The sequence below is a fragment of the Cognatishimia sp. 1_MG-2023 genome (genome assembly GCF_030548175.1).
Taxonomy (GTDB): Bacteria; Pseudomonadota; Alphaproteobacteria; order Rhodobacterales; family Rhodobacteraceae; genus Cognatishimia.
The window spans coordinates 384,842-409,747 of sequence record NZ_JAUORX010000003.1 but is presented as its reverse complement, the minus strand read 5'-3'; the positions used below and the strand labels follow the sequence as shown (position 1 = coordinate 409,747).

Genomic DNA, 24,906 nt, shown 5'->3' with positions numbered 1-24,906 from the left:
GAAAGTGAAACAAAAATTTTCTACGTATACGTGTGCGAAACAATATTAATAATTAGACGAATTTGTGGCCGCTTTAGGAACGCAACTGCCCTATTTTCGAAGAATTGCTTAGTAGCCCAATGCCTTCCGCAACATATTCAATGCCACCAAAGTCAGGAACACCGCAAAGACTCGCTTGAGCGGCTTGGGGTCCATCGCATGCGCCAGTTTCACGCCCAAAGGTGCAGTCATCAAGGTCATCACAATAACAATGCCAAAGGCCACTAGGTTAACGGCCCCGATTGTAAAGGGCGGGCGCATTGCCGGATCAAGGCTCACCAATAGGAACCCGACAACACCCGGCACCGCGATGATCAAACCAAACCCAGCCGCCGTTGCAACGGCCCGGTGAATGGGCGTGTTAAACAGGCTCATCAGCGGCACACCAAAGCTACCGCCACCAATCCCCATCAAGACTGACAGGAACCCAACCATTGGGCTTAATACACCACGCGTGACGCCACGCGGCATCTGCTGGCCCAAGCGCCACTCAGATCGCCCAAACCCCATGTAGATGCCTATCGCGATCCCCAGAACACCAAAGATCCCCTGCAAGGTCCCCGACCGCAGCGAAGCCGCCACCATCACACCCACAATTGCGCCAATTACAATCCCCGGCGCCCATGTACGCAAAATACTCCAATCCACGGCACCCTTTTTATGGTGGCTCAACACGGAGCGCACAGAGGTCACCACGATCGTCGCCAAAGACGTGCCCAAGCACAGCTGCATCAACTGCGGCCCATCATAACCAAGTGTCTGAAACGTATAGAAAAACGCAGGCACCAGCACGATACCACCGCCAACGCCCAATAACCCTGCCAACACACCGGCAACGCCACCGATCACCACCAACAATAGGCCCATCGGCAACAACAAAGAAAGTTCAGGCATCTAGGAAATCCTTATTCTGCCGCATGTCCTGCAAGGCTTTGTTTCATTTGCGCCATCGCGTCCAGAACCAGCTCTGGCCCTGCCCCACGCTTATGCGCTCCTTCGGACAGTGTCCGCCGCCAAATCCGCGCACCGGGTCGGCCGGTAAACAGTCCTAACATATGTCGTGTGATCTGGCTCAATTTGCCACCCGCCGTCACATGGGCTTCGATGTAATCCAACATCTCATGAACGGCGGCTTCCGCCGTCATGTGATGGTCCGTCCCATAAACGCGCGTATCCGCGTCCAAAAGCACACGCGAGGGATCATGATAAGCCGCTCGGCCAATCATCACGCCATCTAGCCCGCGCTCAAGATGCGGCATCGCCTCATCCAACGAGGCAATCCCGCCATTGATCGACAAATGTAGATGCGGAAACGCCGCCTTCATGCGATGCACCAGCTCATAATCCAACGGAGGAATATCGCGGTTTTCCTTAGGCGACAGCCCTTTCAGCCAGGCTTTACGCGCATGTAACGTAAACCGAGTGATCCCCGTCGCCGAAACGGTTTCTAAGAAGGCTGGCAAAACCTCTTCTGACACTTGATCATCGACACCAAGTCGACACTTTACTGTCACTTCCACATCCGTCGCCGCCTGCATCTCTGCAATGCAGTCAGCCACAAGTTGTGGGTGCTTCATCAAAACGGCCCCGAACGTCCCCGACTGAACCCGATCCGACGGGCAGCCAACATTCAGGTTGATCTCATCATAGCCAGCCGCAGCACCCAGCTTCGTCGCCTCTGCCAATTCCTTGGGGTCAGACCCGCCAAGCTGCAGCGCAACAGGATGCTCTTCGGGTGAATACTCCAACAAATGCAATGCCCCACCCCGCACCAACGCAGGCGCAGTCACCATTTCAGTGTACAACAAGGTCTCTTTTGACAGCACACGATGAAAATACCGACAATGCCTGTCAGTCCAATCCATCATAGGTGCCACACTTAAACGCGCTGTTGAATGCAACGCCGCGCGTGAAATCCGCTGTGATGTGGTCTGTTCCGTCATGAGCCGCGTCCCGAATGCCCGATGCATATAGTGCAATATATCGAATTTGCCGTTTAGCATCATTTTATTCCCTATGGAAACGCCTCTGCACGCGCTCTTTCTTGTGTGAAGGCTCCGCTTGCTCTTGCTGCGACTTGGCGCAAAAGCTAATCTGCAAATGAACAGAGGCACGCAACCCGAGCAGGGAACACGATAATGACAAAGAGCTTTGTGCCCGGTGCCGAAACTGCGCGGGAATTCAGGGATGCCCTGGGCTGTTTCGCGACAGGCGTAACCATTGTCACCGCGCAAACCGAATCTGGGCCAATTGGCATGACTGCCAATTCCTTTAGCTCCTTGTCGCTTGATCCGCCGCTTGTGCTGTGGTCCCCCGCCAAAACTTCGATGCGCTTTCCGCATTTCGCGAATGCCCAGCACTTCGCCATTCATGTGATGCATGCCAATCAGAAACCTGTCGCGCAGGCTTTTGCCAAACAAGGCGATTGCTTTTCACAGGTCGAATGGGCGCCGAATGCTCACGGTGCGCCGATCCTGCAAAACTACCTAAGTGTCTTTGAATGCCGGCAAGTAGCCCTTCACGATGCAGGCGATCACGCAATCATCGTTGGCCAAGTCGAAAACGCGACTTTGCGCAGTGGCGAGCCATTGGTTTTCGTACGGGGAAGCTTTGGACAGTTTTCCCCCTTGAGTTGAGCTTAACGAAAATGACTCGCGCAAATCTAATAAATTCAAACACTTAGAAATGCATTCTACTGCATATTGATTCGCACCTTTGTTCCAACAGGCAGTTGCCCAACTGAAGACAGTGACAACAAACCACCGCCACTGATGCACCACGAACAACAATGCAACATGGCCCTCTCCGCATAACAAATTGCAATCGTGTCACAGTTTCGCTTTAGCCACTGTTTTCAATTCAAATACAATGAACGGCCATAACAACCGAAATACCCCAAAACCCAACTAACTCACCTGCGAGAATCAAGGTTAATGTCGCCAATCCAGAGACAATACAGATGTCCACGGGTTCAATTTGCAGCTTTTTCACCTTCCCCTAAGTCAACCCCTTCGCAACAATGACGTTGGTGTGATTTCAAAGCACATCGCTGGACAGTATTATCGGTTTACGAAATGTTGCCGACCCCCTGGCAGAATGTCAGGGGTGCACTGAAGGCATCAGCCGTGAGGAGTTGCGGCAAGTGGGAATGAGTTGGTTTTGAAGTGACCTGACGGGTTGGGGCAACCTAAAGGACACCAATAAACCGGGTGAGTGAAATAGGCATCTGCGCTGCGCATATGTCGGCCGTACCGGAGGGAGCTCCGAGTGTGGTTGGAAAGGGATAATTATGACCGATACAATCGACGTAATCTGCTTTGCCCAAGACACGATGATTGCGACAATCTCGGGGGAACGTGCGGTTCAAACTTTGCATGCGGGTGACAGGATCATCACGCGTGATAACGGCCTGCAGGAAATTGCCTGGATCGGTCACAAGACTGTCGAATTGGCGACGCAACCAAAGCTGCGCCCAATTTTGATCAAAGCAGGCAGCCTAGGCCACAACCAGCCAGAGCGTGATATTCTGGTATCGCCAAACCATCGCATGTTGATTGCCAACGATGTCACATCGCTCTTGTTTGATGAGCGCGAGACATTGGTTGCCGCAAAGCATCTGGTTGGCAAAACTGGCGTGGAAATCGCGGCACCGCATTCCGTGACCTACTACCATATTCTTTTCGAAAACCACGAAGTGGTTCTTGGCAACGGCGCATGGTCCGAAAGCTTCCAGCCGGGTGACTACTCCATGGACACGCTGGAAAACGAACAACGCGGCGAAATCTACAGCCTCTTCCCAGAGCTGAAAGACGCAGCGGCCCTAAACGATTTCGCAGCCGCCCGTCGCGCGCTGAACAAGAAAGAGGCCGCACTTCTACGCAGCCACTAACTTACAAAATCGACCAAATAAAAAAATGCGCTCCATTCGGGGCGCATTTTTCGTTTCAGCTAGGTGACTTTAGGCAATCAAGCACTCTGCCTGCCCGCATCCCCACCCGGTGCAACTGCCTTGGCCCCAGCCATCCTCAGCACAACAAAGCCAAGGATACCGGACAACACAGATCCCGAAACCACGCCAAGACGCACGGTATTCATGGTCTCATCCGCGCCAAAGGCCAGCGAACCGATAAACAAACTCATGGTAAACCCAACCCCGGTCAAACACGCCACGCCATACACATGCCGCCAGCCAACACCCGCAGGCAAACGCGCCAGCCCAGACTTCACGGCAATCCAAGTCGCGCCAAACACCCCAATCTGTTTCCCAATGAACAGGCCCGCAGCAATGCCCAATGGCAAAGGCTGTGCAAGATCAGCAAAGGACACGCCAGACAGGCTGACGCCCGCATTGGCAAAGGCAAAGACCGGCAAGATCATATAGGCCACCAACGGATGCAGCGCGTGCTCCATTTGATACAGCAACGCCTTGTCGCCATCTTTTTTCTTCAGCGGAATGGTCAAAGCAATCAGAACACCAGCCAAGGTCGCATGAACACCAGACTTCAACACAAACACCCACATGAACACGCCAATAATCACATAGGGCGCAGCGCGCTGCACACCCATCCGGTTCAATGCAACGGCCAAAGCAAAGCCCAACATTGAAAGCGTCAGCGCATTAGTGGACAGCTCAGACGTATAGAAAACCGCGATAATCACCACCGCACCAAGGTCATCAATGATCGCGACAGCCAGTAAAAACACCTTTAACGCCACAGGCGCCCGTGTGCCCAACAAGGCCAATAAACCAAGCGCAAAGGCAATGTCCGTCGCCGTCGGGATGGCCCAACCATTCAAGTTCTCGGGTGTACCCCAGTTTAACGCCAAAAAGACCATCGCAGGCACAGCCATGCCGCCAATCGCTGCCAAAACGGGCAGGATAGCTTTGTCAAAACTAGACAGCTCCCCGGTCAGAATTTCGCGTTTGATTTCAAGACCAACGAGGAAAAAGAAGATCGCCATCAGACCGTCGTTGATCCACAACAGCGCCGCTTTGGAAATTTCAAAACTTCCGATCCCAATACGAATATTAGTGCCCAAGAACCCGTCATAAAACGGCGCAAGCGCGCTATTCGCCGCCAGCATCGCCAACAGGGCCACCCCCATAAGGATCAGCCCCGCACTTGCTTCGAGTTTCATAAACGCCTGAATACGAGACAGTGTCTTTTCCATTTAATGGTTCTCTTTAGTGAAGGTATCACTCGCCATATCGGTTGAAAGAAACATACATTCAAATATATATAAACTCTCATTTACATAGTTTGGAGTTATGATGCGCCCGACCCTCCGCCAACTTGAATACATCGTCGCCATTGCAGACACGGGCCAAGTTGGAATGGCAGCTTCCAAACTGAACGTCAGCCAACCAAGCCTATCGGCCCAATTGGCCGAAGTCGAAGAAGACCTAGGTGCCACCCTCTTCCAACGTGGTCGCGCAGGCTCCAAAATTACCCCAGTCGGCGAAGAAGTCGTGCGTCGTGCCCGCCAAATCTTGCACGAACTCCAAGACCTGCGCGCCGCCGCCCAAGGCGGCGGCATCTTCCAGGGCCGCCTCAGGTTAGGCGTGCTTCATTCCGTCGGCCCCTATCTGCTGCCCGGCGTGGTCCAAAGGCTCCACAAAGAACACCCCAGCTTCCGCCTGATTGTCCGCGAAGAAAGCACACTTGATCTAGATGAAGGCCTGCGCAGCGGACGTTTAGACATGATCATTTCCACGCCAGAGGACCACCCCGGCGCGCGCATAGATCCTCTGTTCACTGAAAAGCTTTGGGCCGCAGTCGCATTGGATCACCCCTTTGCGCAAAGCAAACCCAAGTTAAAGCTAGCGGACCTGTCGGGCCAAACCCTGCTGACTCTCGGCCCGGGGCATCGCCTGTCCCATGTCGTAGCCGGGCTCGCCGCCAGTGGCGGCGGGCGCGTATCCGATGAATTCGAGGGCACCAGCCTCGACGCCATCCGCCTGATGGCCGCCGCAGGTGCAGGCATCGCAATCCTACCCAGCATCTACGCCGCAACAGAGGCCCGCCGCGGAACCGATGTGCGACTCTATCCGCTAGACGACCCACTCGCCCGGCGAGAGGTCGCCCTGATACAGCCGCAACTGCCGCAACCCCGTCCAGGCAGCGACGTCTTAGCCGACATTCTGCAAAGCGAAGCGCAAAAGATCATCAACCAGAAACACGGTTAATCATCCGTCAAAAAATGCGCAGGATACAGAACTTGTCCTTCCATGATCCGCCGCTGTGTCCGGAATGTTGTGGCCGAAACCGCAGTTACAACACCATCCACCTCACGCACATCGGCCTGCACAGGTAGCACCCCAGACGGGTTACCAACCTCAAACGCACCCTCTGCCGAAACGATCCGCTGTACCAAGCTTCCGGGAATACCCGCCGCCACAGCCACACACATCGCGCCAGTCAGCGTAATCGCCCGATGGAAATTCCCCATCGAGATCATGCGCACCGCAATATCATAATCTGCCGCCTCATAGCTTCGGCCATCTAGCGCCGTGAACGTATCCGGCGCTGCAACCAATGCAATCCGCGGGTTCGACAGCGCCACAGTCTCAGGGCTATCCGCCATCCCCATCGCCACGCCGCCAGCCCGCCGCACACGATCTAACCGCGCCATCAACGCCTGATCCGCATCCAAATCCGCAGGCGATTCCATCGCGGTACAGCCGAAATCCTCAGCCTTCACAAAGACCAACGGGTTTGACGCATCCACCAAAGACACCTCAAACACACCCTCGCCCGGCACATCCAACATCTGCGTGGCCTGCCCAGACGGCAGCAATTCCCCGGTAGAGGCACCGCCCGGCTCTAGGAAATCCAACTTAATCTTGGCACCCGCACCAGACACGCCCGGAATAGAGAAATCCCCCAGCTCAACAGCCCGTCCATCCCGCACTTCGAAATGTGCGTGAAACAGCTTTTGCGTATTGGTATTCTGCACCCGCACTGTCGCCATTCCGTCAGCGACCGACACAAGCCCCTCATCCACCGCAAACGCCCCTACGGATGACGCCATGTTGCCACACATCGCGCCGTAATCCGCCACGGGCTTATCCACGGCAATCTGCACAAAGGTGTAATCCACATCCGCATCCGGATGATCCGAAACCTCAACGATCACAATCTTAGACAGCGACGAAATCCCACCGCCCATACCATTCAGCTGTCGCCCGTAGGCATCCGGGCTGCCCAGAACATGCAGGAATATCCGATCCCGCACCGCACGATCCGCTGGCAAATCTGCACCATTCACGATCACCGAATTAGATGTCCCGCCCCGTGCAAACACGGCATTCAAACGCGCCTGTTCCATCTGGCACTCCCTAGTATCTCAGTTCCCGCCACCCTAATGCCGCCACGAGCAAAACTGCAATTTCCCACCCCAGCAATTTCACCAGAGAGAACCGTCCCCCCTTGCCAAAACCCGCGCATCAAAACACACTCCCTCTCAGCAAAAGGAGTGTCCTATGTCTTGGTCCGAAATCCTAACATTCGCATTGGTCGCATCACTACTGGTGATCTCACCTGGCCCCAACGGCCTGTTGATCGCCAAAACCGTCCCCACATCGGGCCGCGCGGCAGGGTTCGCCAATGTCATCGGCTTCATCATAGCCTTCTTTATCCAAGGCACCCTCAGCATTCTGGGCCTCTCGCTGATCCTTCTGCAATCCGCCCTCGCATTTGCGATCCTCAAATACCTTGGCGCGGCTTACCTCTGCTGGATCGGGATCAAAGCGCTCATCGCGGCCTACAAAGGCGAACCGGCCCCAACAACAACCGCACCCGCAAAACGCAAACGCACCCTGTGGCGCGCCTATTCCGAAGGGCTACTGACCAATTTACTCAACCCAAAAACCGCGATGTTTTATCTGGCAGCCTTCCCACAATTCATCTCTGTGGGCGAAACGCCAATCCTTGCGGCCTACCAACTGATCGCCGTGCATAGCGTTATCAATGCCTTGTGGTTTAGCGCCATGGTTATGCTCTTGGCCCAACTCACAAAAGCCGCCAATAACGGCAGTTTTCAACGCTGGGTCAAAGGCTTAACTGGAATTGTTTTCGTTGGGTTCGGCCTAAAACTCGCCAGCATTAAGCCGAACCTCTAATCGCTTACGCCAGCGCGGTCAGCTCAATCTCGATCCGGTATTTCGGGTCGATCAGGTTGCATTCAACCATCGTCGCCGCCGGAGGGTTCGCGCCAAACGCCTCGGCCAAGATCGGCCAGCACGGCTCAAACTCTGCCCCATCCGGCAGGTAGTAATTCACGCGCACAACCTTTTCAAACGAACTACCCGCCTGCTCCAAAGCACCGCGAATAGTCTCAAGCGCCGACCGGCACTGTTCCTCAACAGTGTCGCCCTGTCCAACTGTGCCCGCAACATGCACAAAACCGCCGGCCACAACAGCGCGGCAATAGCCAATCTTTGCCTCAAACTCACCGCCTGAATGAATACGTTTGATCATGGAAACCTCTCCTGTCCTGTTACGATTATTAATCGCCGAACCGGATGCGCGCTGCAAGCAGGTGTTGCTTCGAATATACGAAAATCACCTCGCCAATTGCACCTTCGACAAACCAATGCCCCGGCTCAGACAAGCTCAGCCGCATCCGTTGTGCCACCGCATCAGGCCAATATTTCCCACAATAATCAACGGCATCGCGGGTATCTTCGGCCACGGGATCAAAGCTGGTCTGCTGCCAATCTCCTCCGAACCGAAAGGACCACCCATCATTTTCACGCGCCGAGGTCACCGGCCCGTCAGGCGCATCATCTGCCAGTTCAACAATTGCATAGGTGCAATCCCAACTCGACCGATCCGGCCCCCAATGACGGTACTGCCGACTTGCCAAAACCTTGGTGATCGGCAACAAATCCGCAAACACCCGCTCTGCATAGTCAGGCCGATCCGCCCATTCATTATGGCGATCCCGAATATCATCCCAACCAATGCCGAAAAACGCGAAAATGCCCGCGAAAACCGCGAGCATTCTCAATATTCTAAACGCTATAAAACGAACGATCCAACGCATTAGCTTGCGGTCGCTGGTTCCTTATCTGCATCCGCATGGATCATCAGCGGCGCCGCATCAGACGTCACCGCATCCTCATTCACAACAACCTCTGTCACGCTCTCCTGACCTGGTAGGTCAAACATCGTATCCAGCAGAATGTCTTCGAGGATAGAGCGCAAACCACGTGCACCTGTCTTACGTTCAATCGCACGTTTCGCAATCGCCGACAGCGCATCATCCGTAAAGGTCAGTTGCGTATCTTCGATTTCGAACAAGCGCTGGTACTGTTTGACCAAAGCGTTCTTAGGCTCTGTCAAAATGGTGACCAATGCATCTTCGTCCAGATCCTCAAGCGTTGCCAATACCGGCAAACGGCCCACAAATTCCGGGATCAAGCCGAATTTCAACAGATCTTCAGGCTCTAGGTCTTGGAAAATCTCACCAACACCGCGCACGTCATTGTCACGTACATCCGCGCCAAAGCCCATCGCAGAGCCCTTACCACGTGCGGCAATGATCTTATCCAGACCCGCAAACGCACCGCCACAGATGAACAAGATGTTTGTTGTATCCACTTGCAGGAACTCCTGCTGCGGATGCTTACGCCCACCCTGCGGAGGAACAGACGCAACCGTGCCTTCCATCAGCTTCAACAGCGCTTGCTGAACGCCCTCACCCGACACGTCGCGCGTGATGGATGGGTTTTCAGATTTGCGTGTAATCTTATCAACTTCGTCAATGTAAACGATGCCGCGCTGCGCGCGCTCAACGTTATATTCAGACGATTGCAGCAGCTTTAGGATAATGTTTTCAACATCTTCGCCCACATAACCGGCTTCGGTCAACGTGGTCGCATCCGCCATAGTAAACGGAACATCCAAAATGCGCGCTAAAGTTTGCGCCAGCAACGTCTTACCGCAACCGGTCGGACCGATCAGCAGAATATTCGACTTCGCCAGTTCAATATCCCCACCCTTTTGGGCGTGGTTCAAACGTTTGTAATGGTTATGCACCGCCACAGACAACACACGCTTGGCCATCGCTTGGCCAATCACATAGTCATCCAAAACTTCGCAAATATCTTTTGGCGTAGGCACCCCTTCCGAAGATTTCAGACCAGTGGCCTTTGTCTCTTCGCGGATGATGTCCATGCACAGTTCGACGCATTCATCACAGATGAACACCGTTGGTCCTGCAATCAGCTTGCGAACCTCATGTTGGCTCTTACCACAAAAGCTGCAGTAGAGGGTGTTCTTACTGTCACCACCGGAACTAGTCGCCATAGTCTACCTTTCAGGCCTTACAACCGTCTGCCCACGCTTTTGCGCCGGGACTTTGTCGCGAATTTCCCCAAGCTTAAGTCAGGGAAAAAATGCGCACAATCTCAAAATGCCCCTTCGCGCACATTGCAAAGGGGCATCGCCTATTACTTAGCGTCGTCTTCGTCGCCTTTACGCGCTGTTACGATCTCATCGATATGGCCCCATTCTTTTGCTTCTTCTGGGGACATAAAGTTATCGCGCTCTAGATCTTCACGCACTTTTTCACGCTTCAGACCAGTGTGATGCACGTAAATATCGATCAAACGATCTTTGATTTTCTGGGTTTCCTGCGCATGGATCATAATATCGGTCGCCTGACCCTGATACCCGCCGGACGGCTGGTGCACCATGATCCGCGAATTCGGCAGCGCAAACCGCATACCGGCTTCGCCACCACAGGCCAACAAAGACCCCATCGACGCTGCCTGACCAATCACCAGGGTCGAAACCTTTGGTTTGATGTACTGCATCGTGTCGTAGATCGACAGACCAGAGGTCACAACACCGCCGGGCGAGTTGATATACATGCTAATTTCTTTGGACGGGTTCTCCGCCTCAAGGTGCAACAGCTGCGCAACGATCAATGTGCTCATGCCGTCATGAACCGGACCGTTCACAAAAATGATCCGCTCCTTCAACAGGCGCGAGAAAATATCATAAGCACGTTCACCGCGGCTGGTTTGCTCCACAACCATGGGAACCAATGTGTTCATATATGTCTCTAAAGGGTCGTTCATATCCGCCTGCCTCTTGCTACCCACCAACCCTAACGGCTAGTGCCTAATGGAGTCTTAGTGGTGCGTCCAAAGACCTGCAAGGGCACCCGAACAATTTCCCTAAAACTTCGCAACCTAGCCGTGCAAAATCGCACATCGTTTGACCTTTCTATTCCCTTAAACTGCTGCCAAACTCTGAAAAATCGCACCGGGGACTGTCATGCGCACATTTGATGAAATTTTCGACATCGCAGCAGACCGCAAAGGCGGCAGGGCCGAAATCATCGACTCTTTACCAACGCCCCTGTCCCCTTCCGACTTGGCCGCCGTCCCCGAAGACCGCTGGCTCGCACAATTCACAAAATGCATCTTTCAGGCTGGGTTCAACTGGAAAGTCATCGAAAACAAATGGCCCGGTTTTGAAGCGGCCTTTAACAATTTTGACGTCAACCGCTGCGCCTTTTTGAACGATGAAGAATTCGACAGTCTCCTTTCTAACAAAGACGTTGTGCGCAACGGCATGAAACTGCGCACCGTCATCGACAACGCGATTTTCCTCCAAGAGCTGCGTGACCAAGGCGGTGTTGCCAAAGTCATCGGCGAATGGCCCTCTACCGACTATATCGGCCTGTTGGACCTGCTGAAAAAACGCGGCGCGCGCCTTGGCGGCAATTCCGCCACCTACGCCCTACGTTTCATGGGACGCGACAGCTGGATCCTTTCCCAAGACGTAACGGCACGCTTGATCGCCGAAGGCGTCATAGACAAACCTGCGACATCAAAAACCGCCATGCGCGCCGTTCAGGCCGCATTTAACGAATGGATGGACCAATCCGGCCGTGGCCTGACCCAAATCAGTCGCATCCTTGCGATGAGCGTTTAACCAACAAGCCCCCCCGCTGCCGGGTCCTTTGGCCGGGGCGCCCAACAGATCGGAAACACAGGATGCCCCAAATGACGACCTACGCCCTGATCATGCTTGCCGCCGGTATCGGCATTCCAATCCTCGCAGCCCTTAGCGCGGCTTTGGGGCAATTCATTGGCTCCCCGCTTGCGGCAGGCGTCGTCGTTTTTGTCGTCGGCCTTTTGGTCAGCGGCACGGTTGTTCTTATCACCGGTGAAGCCACACATCTGGCAAAGCTCGCATCAGCCCCCAAGCACCTGTTTCTCGCGGGTGCCTTCATGGCGTTTTACGCCATCACCATCACCTTCATCGCACCAAAATTTGGTGTCGGAAATGCTGTCTTTTTCGTCCTGCTTGGTCAGTTGATCTCTGCCGCATTGATTGATCACTTTGGCTTATTCGGTGCTTCACTCTCTCCTATCTCATTAACCCGCGCAGCAGGCATCGGCGTCATGGCAGTGGGTGTGTGGCTTACCCAAATCGCATAGCGCAGAACCAGATGCTTGCAGAACAAAATAGGATCAAAGGGTTTCCAATTTCTTTACAAGCCGCGCGCAGGAATGCGCGGCTTACATTCATCTTTATAAAGATTTTCAGAAACTGAAACCAAAAGCCGAATCGTACGTTTCAGCTCACGAAACGTACGAATTTCCACATTACTCAGGTGTTAAAACACCGTCCTGCATCCGCAAAACACGGTCCATCCGCGCCGCCAAATCCAGGTTATGCGTCGCGATCAACGCCGACAAACCAGTGCTACGCACCAACGTCATTAACGTTTCAAAGACCTTGTCAGAGGTCGCAGGATCAAGGTTACCGGTTGGTTCATCCGCCAGCAAAACCTTGGGCTCATTCGCTAAGGCACGACAGAAGGCAACCCGCTGTTGTTCCCCCCCAGAAAGCGCCGCCGGACGGTGGCTAGCCCGATCAGCAACCCCCACGGTATCAAGCAAATGCATCGCCCGTTCTTCCGCCGCTTTTGTTGGCACGCCGTTCGCCAACTGCGGAAGAGCAATGTTTTCTAACGCGCTGAATTCCGGCAATAAATGGTGAAACTGATACACAAATCCAACGTCCTGACGGCGCGAAATCGTCCGCCGCCGGTCGGACAAACCGGTCATGGTTTCGCCTGCAATTTCGACGGTCCCGGCATCGGCTGTGTCCAGCAATCCGGCAATGTGCAACAACGTCGATTTTCCCGATCCCGACGGCGCCACAAGGGCCACCACTTCGCCCGCGTCCAGCGTCAAATCGCAGCCGCGCAGCACGTTCACTTCGTTGGTCTGACCCGCGTTATACGCCTTGGTCACACCGCTTAATGTTAACACATTACTCATAACGCAGCGCCTCAACTGGATTCATCCGCGCCGCCCGCCGCGCCGGAAAGATCGTCACAATGAAAGAAAGCCCCAAAGAAAGCCCAACCGCAGACATCACATCATTTAGTCTAAGTTGCGCTGGTAGTTGATAAATTCCGCGTACAGCCGGATCCCAGACACCGCCGCCAGCCACAAAATTCACCAGCGAAAACACCTGATCAATATAGATCGCAAATAGGCACCCAAGAGCGACCCCCATCAAGGTACCAATCACGCCGGTAAAGGCCCCGCAAATAAAGAAAACGCGTAATACAGACCCTTCGGTCAGCCCCATCGTGCGCAGAATTCCGATGTCGCGGCCTTTGTTTTTTACCAACATTATCAATCCGCTAACAATGTTCATTGCGGCAACCAAAACCAAGATCGCCATAATGATAAACATCACATTGTCTTCGATCTCTAGCGCGCGCAAAAACCCGCCCGAAGCATCGCGCCATGTCCAGATCAAGGCGCGATCACCCGCCGCACGGATCAAGGGCAACGCCAATTGATCCACGGCTTCTGGGTCATCGACCATCACCTCGATCTCATTGGCAAACCCTTCCGCGTTGAAATAGCTCTGGGCCTCACCAAAGGGCAGGTAAACCCGTGTTTTATCAATAGGATAGGACCCGGTCGAAAAGACATAAACAATCTCATAGGAATTCACGCGCGGGCTGGTTCCAAAGGCAGTTTTCACCCCATTTGGCGAAATCAGTTTGATCCGATCCCCCAAAGACGCGCCTAATTCTCGCGCCACACCCGAACCGATGGCGATGCCATCGTTAAAATTGTCTATATTTCCCTGCGCGGTTTCAACGCGCGCCACACGTGGAATGGTTTTCAGATTTTCCAGTGTGATTCCAAAGACTTCCACCCCGGCATTGCGCTGGCGTAGGTTGCCCATCACCTGCCCTTTGACCAAAGGCGCTGCACGTGTCACGCCTTCAACCGTGCGAAGCCGTTCTGCCATGGCCTCAAAATCGTGGATCGTGCGATCCAACTTGCCACGCGCGTCGACTTCTGCACTTTGATACACAGTCGCATGCGCATTTGAACCAAGGATCGTATCAACAAATTCCGTGCGAAATCCGGACCTTACGGCCAATGTCGCAATCAAAGCAAAGACAGCAAGCGTGATCCCGATCAGGCTGATCCAAGTCATGACACTCACGCCACCCTCAGCCCGCCGCGCACGCAAATAGCGCCACGCAATCATCCATTCGAATTTAGAAAAGGGAGGTGTGCCCGCCATAATTGCGCCTGCTCATTGTTTGCGGCAACCTAAGTCGCCCCAATGCCCCGGTCAAGCGGTGCGGTTGGCAGCCTTCCGCCGGCGGAACAAAAGCCTCAAACAACCAAGAACGGCATAACTACCTATAAAGGCTGCGAAAAATCCAGATACAGCAAAAACAGCACCTTCAAAGGACAAAGGCACCGCCGGTTTAAACTCGGCCCAAGCGGCGTGGACAATCTCTGGATCATTGATCTTTGCGCTGTGATAGGCACGCATAAACGGCCCCGCATCTTGCAAGGCATCCCGCGCTGAGCTCAATCGCTCGTAACGTGTTATGGTCACCTGCATGGTTTCGGCGCGAGCCGCACCAATTGCTCCGCCTTCTGCTAATTGCGCAAGCGCGACGTCGCGGGTCACGCCAACCTGCGCAGCATCCGCATCGAAGTCCACGACAAACTGGTGCAACTCATCCACCGCCCCGCCAAGACGTTGGGCATATTGTTGTGAAAATTCAGGGAATTGCGAGAACCCCGCCGCACCTGATAGCCCTGCTGCCAATGTCAAAGCGCGTGTGATCATGCGTCGCCACCCTCTGCTTCATCTTTCTAGAAATATTCAAACCCACATCGCTAGAAAAGAAAACCCCCGGTTTCCCGGGGGCCACATTATCAAAGACTTGCGTAAATCTCAGCGATTTTCTTGACGGCCGCTTCTGGCGGCATCTCTTCGCTTTCGCCTGTGCGGCGGCTGGTCACTTCGACCACACCGTTTTTCAAACCGCGTGGGCCAACGGTGATCCGCCAAGGCAGGCCAATCAAATCCATCGTCGCGAATTTACCACCGGCACGTTCTTTGCGGTCGTCATACAGTGGCTCAAGGCCCAGCGCCTCGAAGGATTTCTCCAAAGCTTCGCACGCCGCATCTGCTTCTTCATCACCCTGCTTGAGGTTCACAATGCCCACGTGGAACGGGGTTACGCCTTCTGGCCAAATGATCCCTTTGTCATCATGGCTGGCCTCGATGATCGCGCCCAACAAGCGAGATACACCAATACCGTGCGAGCCCATGTGTACAGGTACGTTCGCGCCATCTGGCGTTTGCACAGTTGCACCCATTTTCTCGGAATATTGCGTCCCGAAGTAGAAGATCTGACCAACTTCGATACCACGTGCTGTACGGCGACGTTCCTCGGGAACGGTATTAAACTCTGCTTCGTCGTGGGTTTCATCCGTACGCGCATAACGGCTGGTGAATTCCTCTAGAACGGACTGACATGCTTCTACATTGTCATAGTCAATCTCACGGTCACCAAATTTCAGATCGGTGATTTCGCTGTCATAGAACACTTCTGACTCACCGGTTTCGGCAAGTACGAGGAATTCATGGGTGTAATCGCCGCCAATCGGACCAGAATCCGCGCGCATTGGAATGGCTTGCAGGCCCATACGCTCGTAAGTGCGCAAGTAGCTGACAAGATGGCGGTTATATGCGTGCAGCGCGTCTTCTTTGGTTAGGTCAAAGTTATAACCGTCTTTCATAAAGAACTCGCGCCCACGCATCACACCAAACCGAGGACGCACTTCGTCGCGGAACTTCCACTGGATTTGATACAGCGTCAGCGGGAGGTCTTTGTAAGACCGGACGTGGCTGCGGAAGACATCCGTAAACATTTCTTCTGCGGTTGGCGAAAACAGCATGTCGCGACCGTGACGATCCTGCATTCGCAGCATTTCATCGCCATATCCATCGTAGCGACCGCTTTCGCGCCAAAGATCAGCAGACTGAAGCGTTGGCATCAACATGGGAACGTGCCCTGCGCGCACTTGCTCTTCGTGAACAATGTTTTCTAACTTGCGCAGGATTTTAAAACCAAGCGGCAGCCAAGAATAAATCCCAGCGCTGGCTTGCTTGATCATACCGGCGCGCAGCATATAGCGGTGGCTGACAATTTGAGCGTCCGAAGGTGTTTCCTTTAGGACGGGCAGAAAATAGCGAGTGAGGCGCATCACGGCTCCATGCGATTGAATGATTTCCACCCGTTTATGGCTTTGCGCTATGGCAAGCAAGAGATGGATATATTGAGCGCGCCCTCATTGCTTGAATTGACAGCGCATTCGCTTGCTTTAGATAATTGAACAAAAGGCCCCGACACCAAGCGCTACTTTCTAAAACTTTGAGGCGGCTATGCAGAAATACTCTCTACTTGACCTGTCCCCTATTCCCGAAGGCGAAACTGCAGCCGACGCGCTCGCGCATTCAGTGAGCTTGGCCAAAGCTGCCGAAACTTGGGGCTATCACCGTTATTGGCTGGCTGAGCATCACAATATGCCAGGCATCGCCAGTGCAGCGACATCCGTCGTCATTGGCCACATTGCCAATGCGACCAAGACTATGCGTATCGGTGCAGGCGGTGTCATGCTGCCAAATCATGCGCCTTTGATAGTGGCAGAACAATATGGAACGCTGGCAACACTGTTCCCAGATCGTATCGACCTTGGGCTTGGGCGTGCTCCGGGTACAGATATGGCCACGGCGCGAGCCCTACGGCGCCACATGGCTGCAAACGACAACTTCCCTGAAGATGTGCAGGAACTCTTGGGGTATTTTGAGATACCCAATGCTAAAACAGCGGTACGGGCGATACCTGGAGAAGGCACAAAGGTTCCTGTATGGATATTGGGGTCCAGCCTATATGGCGCGCAATTGGCTGCGATGCTTGGACTACCCTACGCATTTGCATCTCACTTTGCACCGGCCATGTTGGAAGAGGCCATCACGATCTATCGACGTACTTTCCGCCCCTCTGCCTATTTGGATAAGCCCTATGTGATGATCGGCGCAGGCGTTTGCGCGGCTGACACGCTTAAGGAGGCCACCTATTTGCGATCATCGCAACTGTTAGCCTTTGCTCGGCTACGCACAGGTCAACCCGGCAAGTTACCCGCCCCAGTCGAAGATGTGACATCGCTTATCTCGCTACAAGTTGCCGAAGGTGTGAACCACGCATTGTCGTGTTCTGCCACCGGTGGGCCTGCTGAAATCGAAGACGGCATAAGAAACATCGTTGATGCCTATCAACCGGACGAATTGATTGTGACAGGCATGGTTCACGACCATAACGCGCGTCTACGGTCGTTTGAAATCGCGGCAGAGGTTCTTAGAAAATTTGTTTGAGCGCATTGCCTTTTGCTCTGATAAATCAAACAAAGTGTAAGCCAAAAAGAACTTAAGCCGTCTAAAATTGATCCAAATCGAGTTCTCTACCGTATCTCTTTACAGTTGCACCCAGGGGAGCGGTGCACCAACCGAGAGGAAAACTCATGAAGTTCGCAAATACATTTGCGGCCACCCTTGTGGCCGCCACCATTGGCTCGACTGCAGCTATGTCAGACACAATCGTAGACATCGCAGTTGCTGATGATCGTTTCTCAACTCTTGTTGCCGCGGTCGGCGCCGCAGGTCTGGTCGAAACACTGCAGGGTCCAGGCCCATTTACGGTTTACGCCCCTATCAATGATGCCTTTGCAGCCTTGCCTGAAGGGACGGTCGAAACGCTATTAAAGCCAGAAAATAAAGATCAGCTGACCAACGTCTTGCTTTACCATGTGGATGACCGCAACCTAAGCGCTGCTCAAATTCCTGCTGGCTCAAACTACTTCAAACCAGTTCTTGCGTCAGAACGCCTTTGCATCACAAAAAACAGCTCTGGCGTTATGATTGCTGACGGTACGGGTGAGATGGCCAATGTGATTATCGCTGACATTAAAGCAGACAACGGTGTGATCCATGTGATCGACAAAGTCTTGCTACCAGGTACACGCCCGTCCTGCTGATCCACAACGGGACGAACGCCAGTTCCATTCAGTAGTTGGACCTCATTACATTACCATGCCAATCAGGCAAGTTAGTCGGCGCTGCACTTTGTGGCGCCGAAAATCCAATATCGGCGGTTGTGGTGCCGACACCATAGCCAATAAAGGCGGCGATCAAAGTCGCCACAATGAGAGTGCCAGCTTCGGACGACGCTGGAAGAACGCTTGTGGGGTGTGCCATGTTTTTTCTCCGAGTCATTAGCTACATTGGCAACATGGCCAACCAATTTACATTAGTAAAATGAATATAAATTCACACCAGCATCACAAAATTCGATCATTGGTGATTTAGCTCAATTTAGTCTCCAACGAAGTTTATGCCGTTGTCTTGCTTTACGCCCAACCATGCGCCATTTGTCATCCAACAGTTTTTACGAGGCGCAGATGGCACTTCCTATTCAAGATCAAGCTAAATACTGGGGCTTAGTAACCGCGACTTTCTTCGTGGCCCTATGGTTCTTAGGTGATGTAATCCTGCCTTTCGTATTAGGCGGCGCGATTGCCTATTTCCTTGACCCAGTTGCAGATCGACTAGAAGCGATGGGCTGTTCCAGAGCCGCGGCGACCGCCATCATTACCTTAGTCGCTCTCTTGATATTCGTGGTTATGTTTCTGGCCGTTGTGCCAACCTTGGTGCAACAGGCCACGTCTTTGATACAAACGGCCCCTGCCCTTGTGAAAGAGCTCCAAGTCTTCTTGACCGAGCGGTTCCCGCAACTCTTGGAACCGGACAGTGTAATTTCACAGACACTTTCGGGGATCGGTCAAAAAATCCAAGAAAAAGGTGGCGCATTATTGCAGACAGCGCTGTCTTCAGCGGCCTCTTTGCTGAACGTCGCGATGTTGGTGGTGATTGTACCGGTAGTCGCTTTTTACCTGCTGCTAGATTGGGACAACATGACCGCTCGGATAGACGAGCTTTTGCCACGGGATCACGCCCCAAAGGTCCGCCGCCTTGCCCATGAGATCGACAAAACCCTTGCAAGCTTTGTCCGAGGTATGGGGACGGTCTGTTTAATCTTGGGCACTTATTATGCAGTTGCACTGATGCTTGTCGGTTTGCAATTTGGTTTGGTCGTTGGGTTTATCGCGGGCTTAATCACGTTCATTCCATATGTCGGCGCTCTTGTCGGTGGCGCACTGGCAATTGGTTTGGGTCTGTTCCAGTTCTGGGGCGATTGGCTCTCTCTTGGCTTGGTCGCGGGTATTTTTGGCCTTGGCCAAGTGATTGAGGGCAATGTCCTCACACCTAAACTTGTTGGCAGCTCTGTCGGCCTACATCCCGTCTGGCTGATCTTTGCTTTATCCGTATTCGGTACATTGTTTGGCTTCGTCGGCATGCTTGTCGCCGTACCGGTTGCCGCCTCAATTGGAGTTTTGGTGCGCTACGGTACAGAACAGTATAAAGCCTCTCGCCTGTACATGGGCCACGCTGGTGGCGACAACGAATAATATGCCCGAACAACTTAGCCTAAACCTTCCTGTGCGTCCTGCCCTTGGACGTGACGATTTCTTTGTGACACCCGCGAACGCGATTGCATTGGCGCTGGTGGAAAGCTGGCCGAATTGGACGAACAACAAGCTGGCCATCGTTGGCCCAGCTGGCAGCGGAAAAACCCACCTAACGCATGTTTGGGCCGCCCAAAGCGCAGCACAGATCGTTTCGGCGCAAAACCTAACACGCACGGACATCCCTTCGCTTGCTCAGGGGCCCGTCGCTGTTGAAAACGTGCCAGAGATTGCCAATGACCCAGAGGCGCAAGCGGCTTTGTTTCACTTGCACAATCTAACGCTGGCTGAGGGACATTCACTACTGATCACAGGTATTGCTGACCCAAAGCATTGGGGCCTGACTTTACCTGACCTTGCAAGCCGGATGCAGGGCACAACAACAGCAGCCCTTAGCGAGCCTGACGATACTTTGCTTACCGTATTACTGGGCAAGCTCTTTGCAGACCGCCAACTTGTGCCCACACCGGACACGATTCCATATTTGGTAAAACAGATTGATCGAAGCTATGCCTCGGCGCGTGAAATCGTTCAGGAATTGGATCGCGCATCGCTTTCGCAGAAAAAGCCGATCACGCGTGCCTTTGCGAGCAGACATCTAAAAACGGCACAGTAAATTCCCTAGCTACGCAAATAGGTTCATCCTCATTTCGTCTGAAGTATTCGCATTTGACGCGTATCGCATAAGTTACAAAATTCGCTATCACTGGACATCCGTGTAAAGCCCCGTGATAGTGTCATCTTATCGTTACGGCCCAATGGCATACGCACACTTATGACTCATGCAGACTTTCTGAAATACGACTTCCCGGCCCCCGTCGAACTTGACGAAGGCGTTCTTGGCAGCTCTGCGCGGTTCGTTAACCGCGAACTCAGCTGGCTGTCATTCAACTGGCGCGTTCTAGAAGAAGCGGAAAACCAAAAGGTTCCGCTGCTCGAACGCCTGCGCTTTCTGTCGATTTCCGCTGCCAATCTGGACGAGTTTTTTACCGTACGCGTGGCAGGACTGCGTGAATTATCACGCGAGGGCAACGTTACGCCTGGACTGGACGGGTTAACACCTGCAGAGCAATTGGTCCTGATCAATGAAGATGCGCGAAACCTGATGCAAGCACAGCAAGCAGCATTCGGCGTTTTACGTGCTGAGATGGAGCGTGAGAACATTACAATCCTGTCCTATAAGGACGTCAACAAGAACGACAAAGACTATCTAAGAAACGTGTTTCTCAACAACGTCTTTCCTGTCTTGTCACCACTCGCGATTGATCCCGCGCACCCGTTCCCATTCATTCCCAACACAGGCTATTCGCTGGCACTTGAACTAGAACGCAAAAAAGACAAACGCGGTCTTCAGGCTCTATTGCCGATCCCAGCCCAAATTGACCGCTTTGTTGCCCTACCTTCTGACCCAGGAACTGTACGTTTCTTGCCGCTTGAAGATTTGCTCTTGTTGCATCTCGACAGCCTATTTCCCGGATATAAAAACAAGGGTCACTGCACCTTCCGTGTGCTGCGTGACAGCGACCTTGAGGTAGAAGAAGAAGCCGAAGATTTGGTGCGCGAATTTGAAGTTGCGCTAAAACGCCGCCGTCGTGGTGAAGTTGTTCGTCTTAAGATGTCAGCGGATGCCCCTAAGCGCCTTAAGTCCCTGATCATGCGCGAATTGCATGTCAAAGGCGACGAAGTGGTCGAAATCGAAGGCATGATCGGCATCGCTGACCTAAAGGAACTCGTGCTGGATGAACGGCATGACCTTCTTTGGCCCAACTTTACTCCGCGCGTACCTGAACGTGTTCAGGATCACAGCGGCGATATGTTCGCGGCGATCAAGCAAAAAGACATGCTGTTGCACCACCCCTACGAAACCTTCGACATGGTTGTGAGGTTTCTGACCCAAGCGGCCCGTGATCCCAATGTCGTGGCGATCAAACAAACACTCTACCGTACATCAAAGCGATCACCGATTGTCGAAGCCCTTTGTGAAGCGGCCGAAGAAGGCAAGTCAGTCACAGCTTTGGTTGAACTTAAAGCGCGCTTTGACGAGGCGGCAAACATCCGTCAGTCTCGCCGACTTGAACGCGCGGGTGCACATGTGGTTTATGGGTTTACTGATTGGAAAACACACGCAAAAATCTCGACGGTTGTGCGTCGTGAAGGTGATCGATTGGTCACCTATACGCACTACGGCACAGGGAACTACCACCCGATCACTGCAAAGATTTACACCGACCTGAGCTTCTTTACCTGCGATGACGCACTAGGGCGGGATGCCACCAAAGTCTTCAATTACCTGTCGGGCTACGTGCAGCCAGACAGCTTAGAGAACCTATCAATCTCGCCCCACTCGCTCAAACCAAAGCTTCTTGAAATGATCAGTGCCGAGGCCGAACACGCCCGCGCAGGACGTCCAGCCGAAATCTGGGCCAAGATGAATTCGCTGATCGAGCCCGAGATTATTGATGCGCTTTATAAGGCCTCTCAAAGTGGCGTGAAAATCAGCCTGGTCGTGCGCGGCATTTGTGGATTGCGCCCTGGGATCAAAGGGTTGTCGGAAAATATTCGTGTTAAGTCCATCGTTGGCCGTTTCCTGGAACACAGCCGTATCGCTTGTTTCGGGAATGGGCATGGGCTGCCGTCTAACAAATCATGTGTCTTTATTTCTTCGGCTGATTGGATGGGCCGAAACTTAAACCGCCGTGTCGAGACGCTGGTTGAAATCAAAAACCCAACAGTAAAAGCACAGATTGTTGGACAGATCATGGCCGCGAACCTTGCAGACGTCGCCCAGAGTTGGGTTATGGCGCCTGATGGATCGTTCAAACGTGCACCGATAAAAGTAGGTGAGTTCGCCTTTAACTGCCATCGTTTCTTTATGGAAAACCCTTCTCTGTCGGGCCGAGGATCAGCGGGGGCAGCGGATGTCCCCGATCTGACCCATACGCACTAAGGTGCCGCATTGACTGCCTCGTGCGGGTAACGCATTTTGGGGACACGACAGACGGGGTGATTCATGGACGGCAATAACGAGTCCACTCAAGATTGGGGCCCCTTTGGGCGTCCTCTTTTTAACGATCCAACCGCGCGCAGGCTCTCCAGAGTTGGCGTTGTTGATGTTGGATCGAACTCTGTTCGATTGGTTGTGTTTGACGGCGCGGCGCGTAGCCCTGCCTATTTCTACAACGAAAAAATCATGTGTGCCTTAGGGGCTGGCCTGTCTGAAACCGGCCTTTTAAATCCCGAAGGGCGTACCCGCGCCCTATCCGCTATTCGACGTTTCCAAGAAATCGCTAAACAAATCTGCAACGAACCACTGACGGCTGTCGCCACCGCCGCTGTTCGCGAGGCAGAAGATGGCCCAGCCTTTTGCGCCGAAGTGCTGAAAGAAACGGGCCTAACGATCCACGTGATCGACGGCAAGGAAGAAGCACGGCTTTCCGCACAAGGTGTCCTTCTTGGCTGGCCCGGCTCTTATGGGTTGGTCTGCGATATTGGCGGTTCTTCGATGGAACTGGCGGAAATCAGCGACGGCAAAATCGGCAAGCGCGTGACCTCGCAATTGGGGCCACTAAAACTGCGAGATATTCCTGGTGGCGCAGAAGGACGCGCGAAGTATATCAGCAAGACGCTGGATAAACTTCATAAAAAGATGGGCGATCAAGAAGATCGTTTGTTCCTCGTTGGTGGCTCATGGCGCGCCATTGCTCGGATTGATATGGAACGGCGCGGCTATCCGCTGCATGTTCTACACGAATACCGAATGGATGCGCAGGCTATTCAACAAACAGCGGACTATATTGCGCAGCACGACACAGAGGAATTACGTCAACGTTGTAGCCTATCATCACAACGTATGTCGCTGGTTCCCCTCGCCTCCGAAGTGCTCGTCGAGATTGTGCGTCGGTTTGAACCTCATGACATCGCAATATCTTCTTACGGTATCCGCGAAGGCATGTTGTACGAACAAATGCCCGAAAAGCTGCGCAATCGGGACCCTTTGATCGAAGCGTGCCGCTTTGCAGAGGCCAAAGACGCCCGCGTACCTGGGTTTGGCAAAGTTTTGCATCACTTTGTGCAGCCCCTCTTTAAGGACGCCGCGGCAGACAGAAAACGCCTCGTGAAGGCCGCTTGTCTTTTGCATGACGTAAGCTGGCGCGCACATCCTGATTACCGCGCGGAGACTTGCTTTGATAACGCCACCCGGGCCAATCTAGGCGGTCTAAACCATGCAGAACGCGTATTCCTTGGGCTGGCTTTGCTACACCGCTATAGCAACAAACGCGAAGGAACACGGTTTGCCGATCTTTTTGAACTTTTGCACGAAAAAGATCAGCGAGATGCAGAAGTTCTAGGCAAAGCCTTGCGGTTTGGCGCAATGCTATGGATGAGCAAAGATGCTGATCTTGGCAAGCTCACTTGGGACAAAGACGCCAAGCAGCTCAAGCTTGCCCTGCCCGCCTCAGCTGACGCGTTGTTTGGAGAAGTGGCACAATCTCGTTTTGCGTCACTCGCCCGTGCCTTGGAGCTAGAGCCCGTGGCCACAACGGCCTAAAGGTCAACTGGCCCTGTAGGCACCTCTTCGTCGCCTTTCGGCGCGTCAGGCTTGCGGCGAATGATAATGTCCCCATTGGGCAATATTTCGGGCGCCTCATAAACGCTCCAATCTTTGACGTCTTCCAAGATCGTTCCTAAAGCTGGTCCCATCTCGGTGAAAAAGTCGCGCATTTGCGGTCCCATTTCTTCGGTCAGCGATTTGAGATCGTCTAACGCGGGTTCCATCTGCTCGGTAAGACCCTTTAGGAACATTTCCGCACCCTGCTGCATCAGCGACTTGCCACTGGCTTCGTCCTCAGCCAAGGCTGGTGCTGCACACAGCACCAAAGCCATTACAGAAATTTTTGTCATATAGGTCATGTGGGCAC

26 protein-coding genes are annotated in these 24,906 nt (G+C 53.4%); 12 read left to right on the top strand and 14 right to left on the bottom strand.

Annotated features, from left to right (window positions below):
* Positions 1 to 108: 108 nt before the first annotated feature.
* Complete coding sequence (locus tag Q4544_RS07380) at positions 109 to 933, bottom strand: sulfite exporter TauE/SafE family protein (protein WP_303504889.1); 825 nt, start codon at positions 931 to 933, stop codon at positions 109 to 111.
* Positions 934 to 944: 11 nt separating this feature from the next.
* Positions 945 to 1,982, bottom strand: a complete 1,038-nt coding sequence (gene dusA / locus Q4544_RS07375) for a tRNA dihydrouridine(20/20a) synthase DusA (protein WP_303504888.1) — start codon at positions 1,980 to 1,982, stop codon at positions 945 to 947.
* Positions 1,983 to 2,177: 195 nt separating this feature from the next.
* Between dusA and Q4544_RS07370 the strand changes: the two genes are divergently transcribed.
* Positions 2,178 to 2,675 (top strand): flavin reductase family protein, encoded by a 498-nt coding sequence (locus Q4544_RS07370; protein WP_303504886.1) that lies wholly within the window; start codon positions 2,178 to 2,180, stop codon positions 2,673 to 2,675.
* Positions 2,676 to 3,328: 653 nt separating this feature from the next.
* Positions 3,329 to 3,928, top strand: coding sequence for a Hint domain-containing protein (locus Q4544_RS07365; protein WP_303504884.1), 600 nt, complete (start codon positions 3,329 to 3,331; stop codon positions 3,926 to 3,928).
* 77 nt (positions 3,929 to 4,005) lie between these two features.
* Here the strand turns inward: Q4544_RS07365 and nhaA are convergent, their stop codons facing one another.
* A complete protein-coding gene (gene nhaA, locus Q4544_RS07360) occupies positions 4,006 to 5,211 on the bottom strand; it encodes a Na+/H+ antiporter NhaA (RefSeq protein WP_303504882.1) in 1,206 nt (401 codons plus the stop codon).
* Positions 5,212 to 5,311: 100 nt separating this feature from the next.
* On the opposite strand from nhaA, the gene Q4544_RS07355 reads away from it, so the two are divergent.
* A complete protein-coding gene (locus tag Q4544_RS07355; protein WP_303504880.1) occupies positions 5,312 to 6,226 on the top strand; it encodes a LysR family transcriptional regulator in 915 nt (304 codons plus the stop codon).
* On the opposite strand, the gene Q4544_RS07350 is transcribed toward Q4544_RS07355, so the two are convergent.
* On the bottom strand, positions 6,223 to 7,368 hold the full coding sequence (locus Q4544_RS07350; protein ID WP_303504879.1) for a 2-methylaconitate cis-trans isomerase PrpF family protein: 1,146 nt from the start codon (positions 7,366 to 7,368) through the stop codon (positions 6,223 to 6,225). The two genes, Q4544_RS07355 and Q4544_RS07350, sit on opposite strands and share 4 nt — an antisense overlap.
* Before the next feature lie 154 nt (positions 7,369 to 7,522).
* On the opposite strand from Q4544_RS07350, the gene Q4544_RS07345 reads away from it, so the two are divergent.
* Positions 7,523 to 8,161, top strand: coding sequence for a LysE family translocator (locus Q4544_RS07345; protein WP_303504877.1), 639 nt, complete (start codon positions 7,523 to 7,525; stop codon positions 8,159 to 8,161).
* 4 nt (positions 8,162 to 8,165) lie between these two features.
* On the opposite strand, the gene Q4544_RS07340 is transcribed toward Q4544_RS07345, so the two are convergent.
* From Q4544_RS07340 to Q4544_RS07325, 4 genes are all read right to left on the bottom strand, one after another.
* Positions 8,166 to 8,519 carry a RidA family protein gene (locus tag Q4544_RS07340; RefSeq protein ID WP_303504875.1) on the bottom strand — a complete coding sequence of 118 codons (354 nt, stop codon included), beginning with the start codon at positions 8,517 to 8,519 and terminating at the stop codon, positions 8,166 to 8,168.
* 28 nt (positions 8,520 to 8,547) lie between these two features.
* Positions 8,548 to 9,045, bottom strand: coding sequence for a hypothetical protein (locus Q4544_RS07335; protein ID WP_303504874.1), 498 nt, complete (start codon positions 9,043 to 9,045; stop codon positions 8,548 to 8,550).
* Positions 9,046 to 9,086: 41 nt separating this feature from the next.
* The gene (gene clpX, locus Q4544_RS07330) at positions 9,087 to 10,352 is read right to left on the bottom strand and encodes an ATP-dependent Clp protease ATP-binding subunit ClpX (RefSeq protein ID WP_303504872.1); all 1,266 of its coding nucleotides are present in this window, start codon (positions 10,350 to 10,352) and stop codon (positions 9,087 to 9,089) included.
* A 143-nt stretch (positions 10,353 to 10,495) separates the two neighbouring features.
* Positions 10,496 to 11,128, bottom strand: a complete 633-nt coding sequence (locus Q4544_RS07325; protein ID WP_303504870.1) for an ATP-dependent Clp protease proteolytic subunit — start codon at positions 11,126 to 11,128, stop codon at positions 10,496 to 10,498.
* Between the two features lie 199 nt (positions 11,129 to 11,327).
* Here Q4544_RS07325 and Q4544_RS07320 point away from each other — a divergent pair, with 199 nt between their 5' ends.
* Both Q4544_RS07320 and Q4544_RS07315 read left to right on the top strand, forming a co-directional pair.
* The gene (locus Q4544_RS07320) at positions 11,328 to 11,990 is read left to right on the top strand and encodes a DNA-3-methyladenine glycosylase I (protein ID WP_303504868.1); all 663 of its coding nucleotides are present in this window, start codon (positions 11,328 to 11,330) and stop codon (positions 11,988 to 11,990) included.
* A 71-nt stretch (positions 11,991 to 12,061) separates the two neighbouring features.
* Positions 12,062 to 12,499, top strand: coding sequence for a DMT family transporter (locus tag Q4544_RS07315; RefSeq protein ID WP_303504866.1), 438 nt, complete (start codon positions 12,062 to 12,064; stop codon positions 12,497 to 12,499).
* A 168-nt stretch (positions 12,500 to 12,667) separates the two neighbouring features.
* Here Q4544_RS07315 and Q4544_RS07310 read toward each other — a convergent pair whose 3' ends face one another.
* The 4 genes from Q4544_RS07310 to proS all read right to left on the bottom strand — a co-directional run bounded on the left by Q4544_RS07310 (position 12,668) and on the right by proS (position 16,612).
* Positions 12,668 to 13,348, bottom strand: coding sequence for an ABC transporter ATP-binding protein (locus Q4544_RS07310; protein WP_303504864.1), 681 nt, complete (start codon positions 13,346 to 13,348; stop codon positions 12,668 to 12,670).
* Positions 13,341 to 14,624: a lipoprotein-releasing ABC transporter permease subunit gene (locus tag Q4544_RS07305; RefSeq protein ID WP_303504862.1), complete on the bottom strand. Its 1,284-nt coding sequence runs from the start codon at positions 14,622 to 14,624 to the stop codon at positions 13,341 to 13,343. Before Q4544_RS07305 ends, Q4544_RS07310 begins: the two co-directional genes overlap by 8 nt.
* 51 nt (positions 14,625 to 14,675) lie before the next feature.
* A complete protein-coding gene (locus Q4544_RS07300) occupies positions 14,676 to 15,185 on the bottom strand; it encodes a DUF2937 family protein (protein ID WP_303504860.1) in 510 nt (169 codons plus the stop codon).
* A gap of 89 nt (positions 15,186 to 15,274) precedes the next feature.
* Positions 15,275 to 16,612 (bottom strand): proline--tRNA ligase, encoded by a 1,338-nt coding sequence (proS, locus tag Q4544_RS07295; protein WP_303504858.1) that lies wholly within the window; start codon positions 16,610 to 16,612, stop codon positions 15,275 to 15,277.
* A 178-nt stretch (positions 16,613 to 16,790) separates the two neighbouring features.
* Between proS and Q4544_RS07290 the strand changes: the two genes are divergently transcribed.
* Positions 16,791 to 17,780 carry an LLM class flavin-dependent oxidoreductase gene (locus Q4544_RS07290; protein WP_303504857.1) on the top strand — a complete coding sequence of 330 codons (990 nt, stop codon included), beginning with the start codon at positions 16,791 to 16,793 and terminating at the stop codon, positions 17,778 to 17,780.
* Between the two features lie 146 nt (positions 17,781 to 17,926).
* Positions 17,927 to 18,439 (top strand): fasciclin domain-containing protein, encoded by a 513-nt coding sequence (locus Q4544_RS07285; protein ID WP_303504855.1) that lies wholly within the window; start codon positions 17,927 to 17,929, stop codon positions 18,437 to 18,439.
* Between the two features lie 28 nt (positions 18,440 to 18,467).
* Here the strand turns inward: Q4544_RS07285 and Q4544_RS07280 are convergent, their stop codons facing one another.
* The gene (locus Q4544_RS07280) at positions 18,468 to 18,659 is read right to left on the bottom strand and encodes a hypothetical protein (protein ID WP_303504853.1); all 192 of its coding nucleotides are present in this window, start codon (positions 18,657 to 18,659) and stop codon (positions 18,468 to 18,470) included.
* Positions 18,660 to 18,862: 203 nt separating this feature from the next.
* Here Q4544_RS07280 and Q4544_RS07275 point away from each other — a divergent pair, with 203 nt between their 5' ends.
* From Q4544_RS07275 to Q4544_RS07260, 4 genes are all read left to right on the top strand, one after another.
* The gene (locus Q4544_RS07275; protein WP_303504851.1) at positions 18,863 to 19,930 is read left to right on the top strand and encodes an AI-2E family transporter; all 1,068 of its coding nucleotides are present in this window, start codon (positions 18,863 to 18,865) and stop codon (positions 19,928 to 19,930) included.
* 1 nt (position 19,931) lies between these two features.
* Entirely contained in the window at positions 19,932 to 20,603 is a 672-nt protein-coding gene (locus tag Q4544_RS07270) for a chromosomal replication initiator DnaA (protein WP_303504850.1), read from the top strand.
* A 159-nt stretch (positions 20,604 to 20,762) separates the two neighbouring features.
* Positions 20,763 to 22,934, top strand: coding sequence for an RNA degradosome polyphosphate kinase (locus Q4544_RS07265; protein ID WP_303504848.1), 2,172 nt, complete (start codon positions 20,763 to 20,765; stop codon positions 22,932 to 22,934).
* A gap of 63 nt (positions 22,935 to 22,997) precedes the next feature.
* Positions 22,998 to 24,536, top strand: coding sequence for a Ppx/GppA family phosphatase (locus Q4544_RS07260; protein WP_303504846.1), 1,539 nt, complete (start codon positions 22,998 to 23,000; stop codon positions 24,534 to 24,536).
* Here Q4544_RS07260 and Q4544_RS07255 read toward each other — a convergent pair.
* Entirely contained in the window at positions 24,533 to 24,898 is a 366-nt protein-coding gene (locus Q4544_RS07255; RefSeq protein ID WP_368411258.1) for a hypothetical protein, read from the bottom strand. The genes Q4544_RS07260 and Q4544_RS07255 overlap by 4 nt on opposite strands.
* Positions 24,899 to 24,906: the final 8 nt, after the last annotated feature.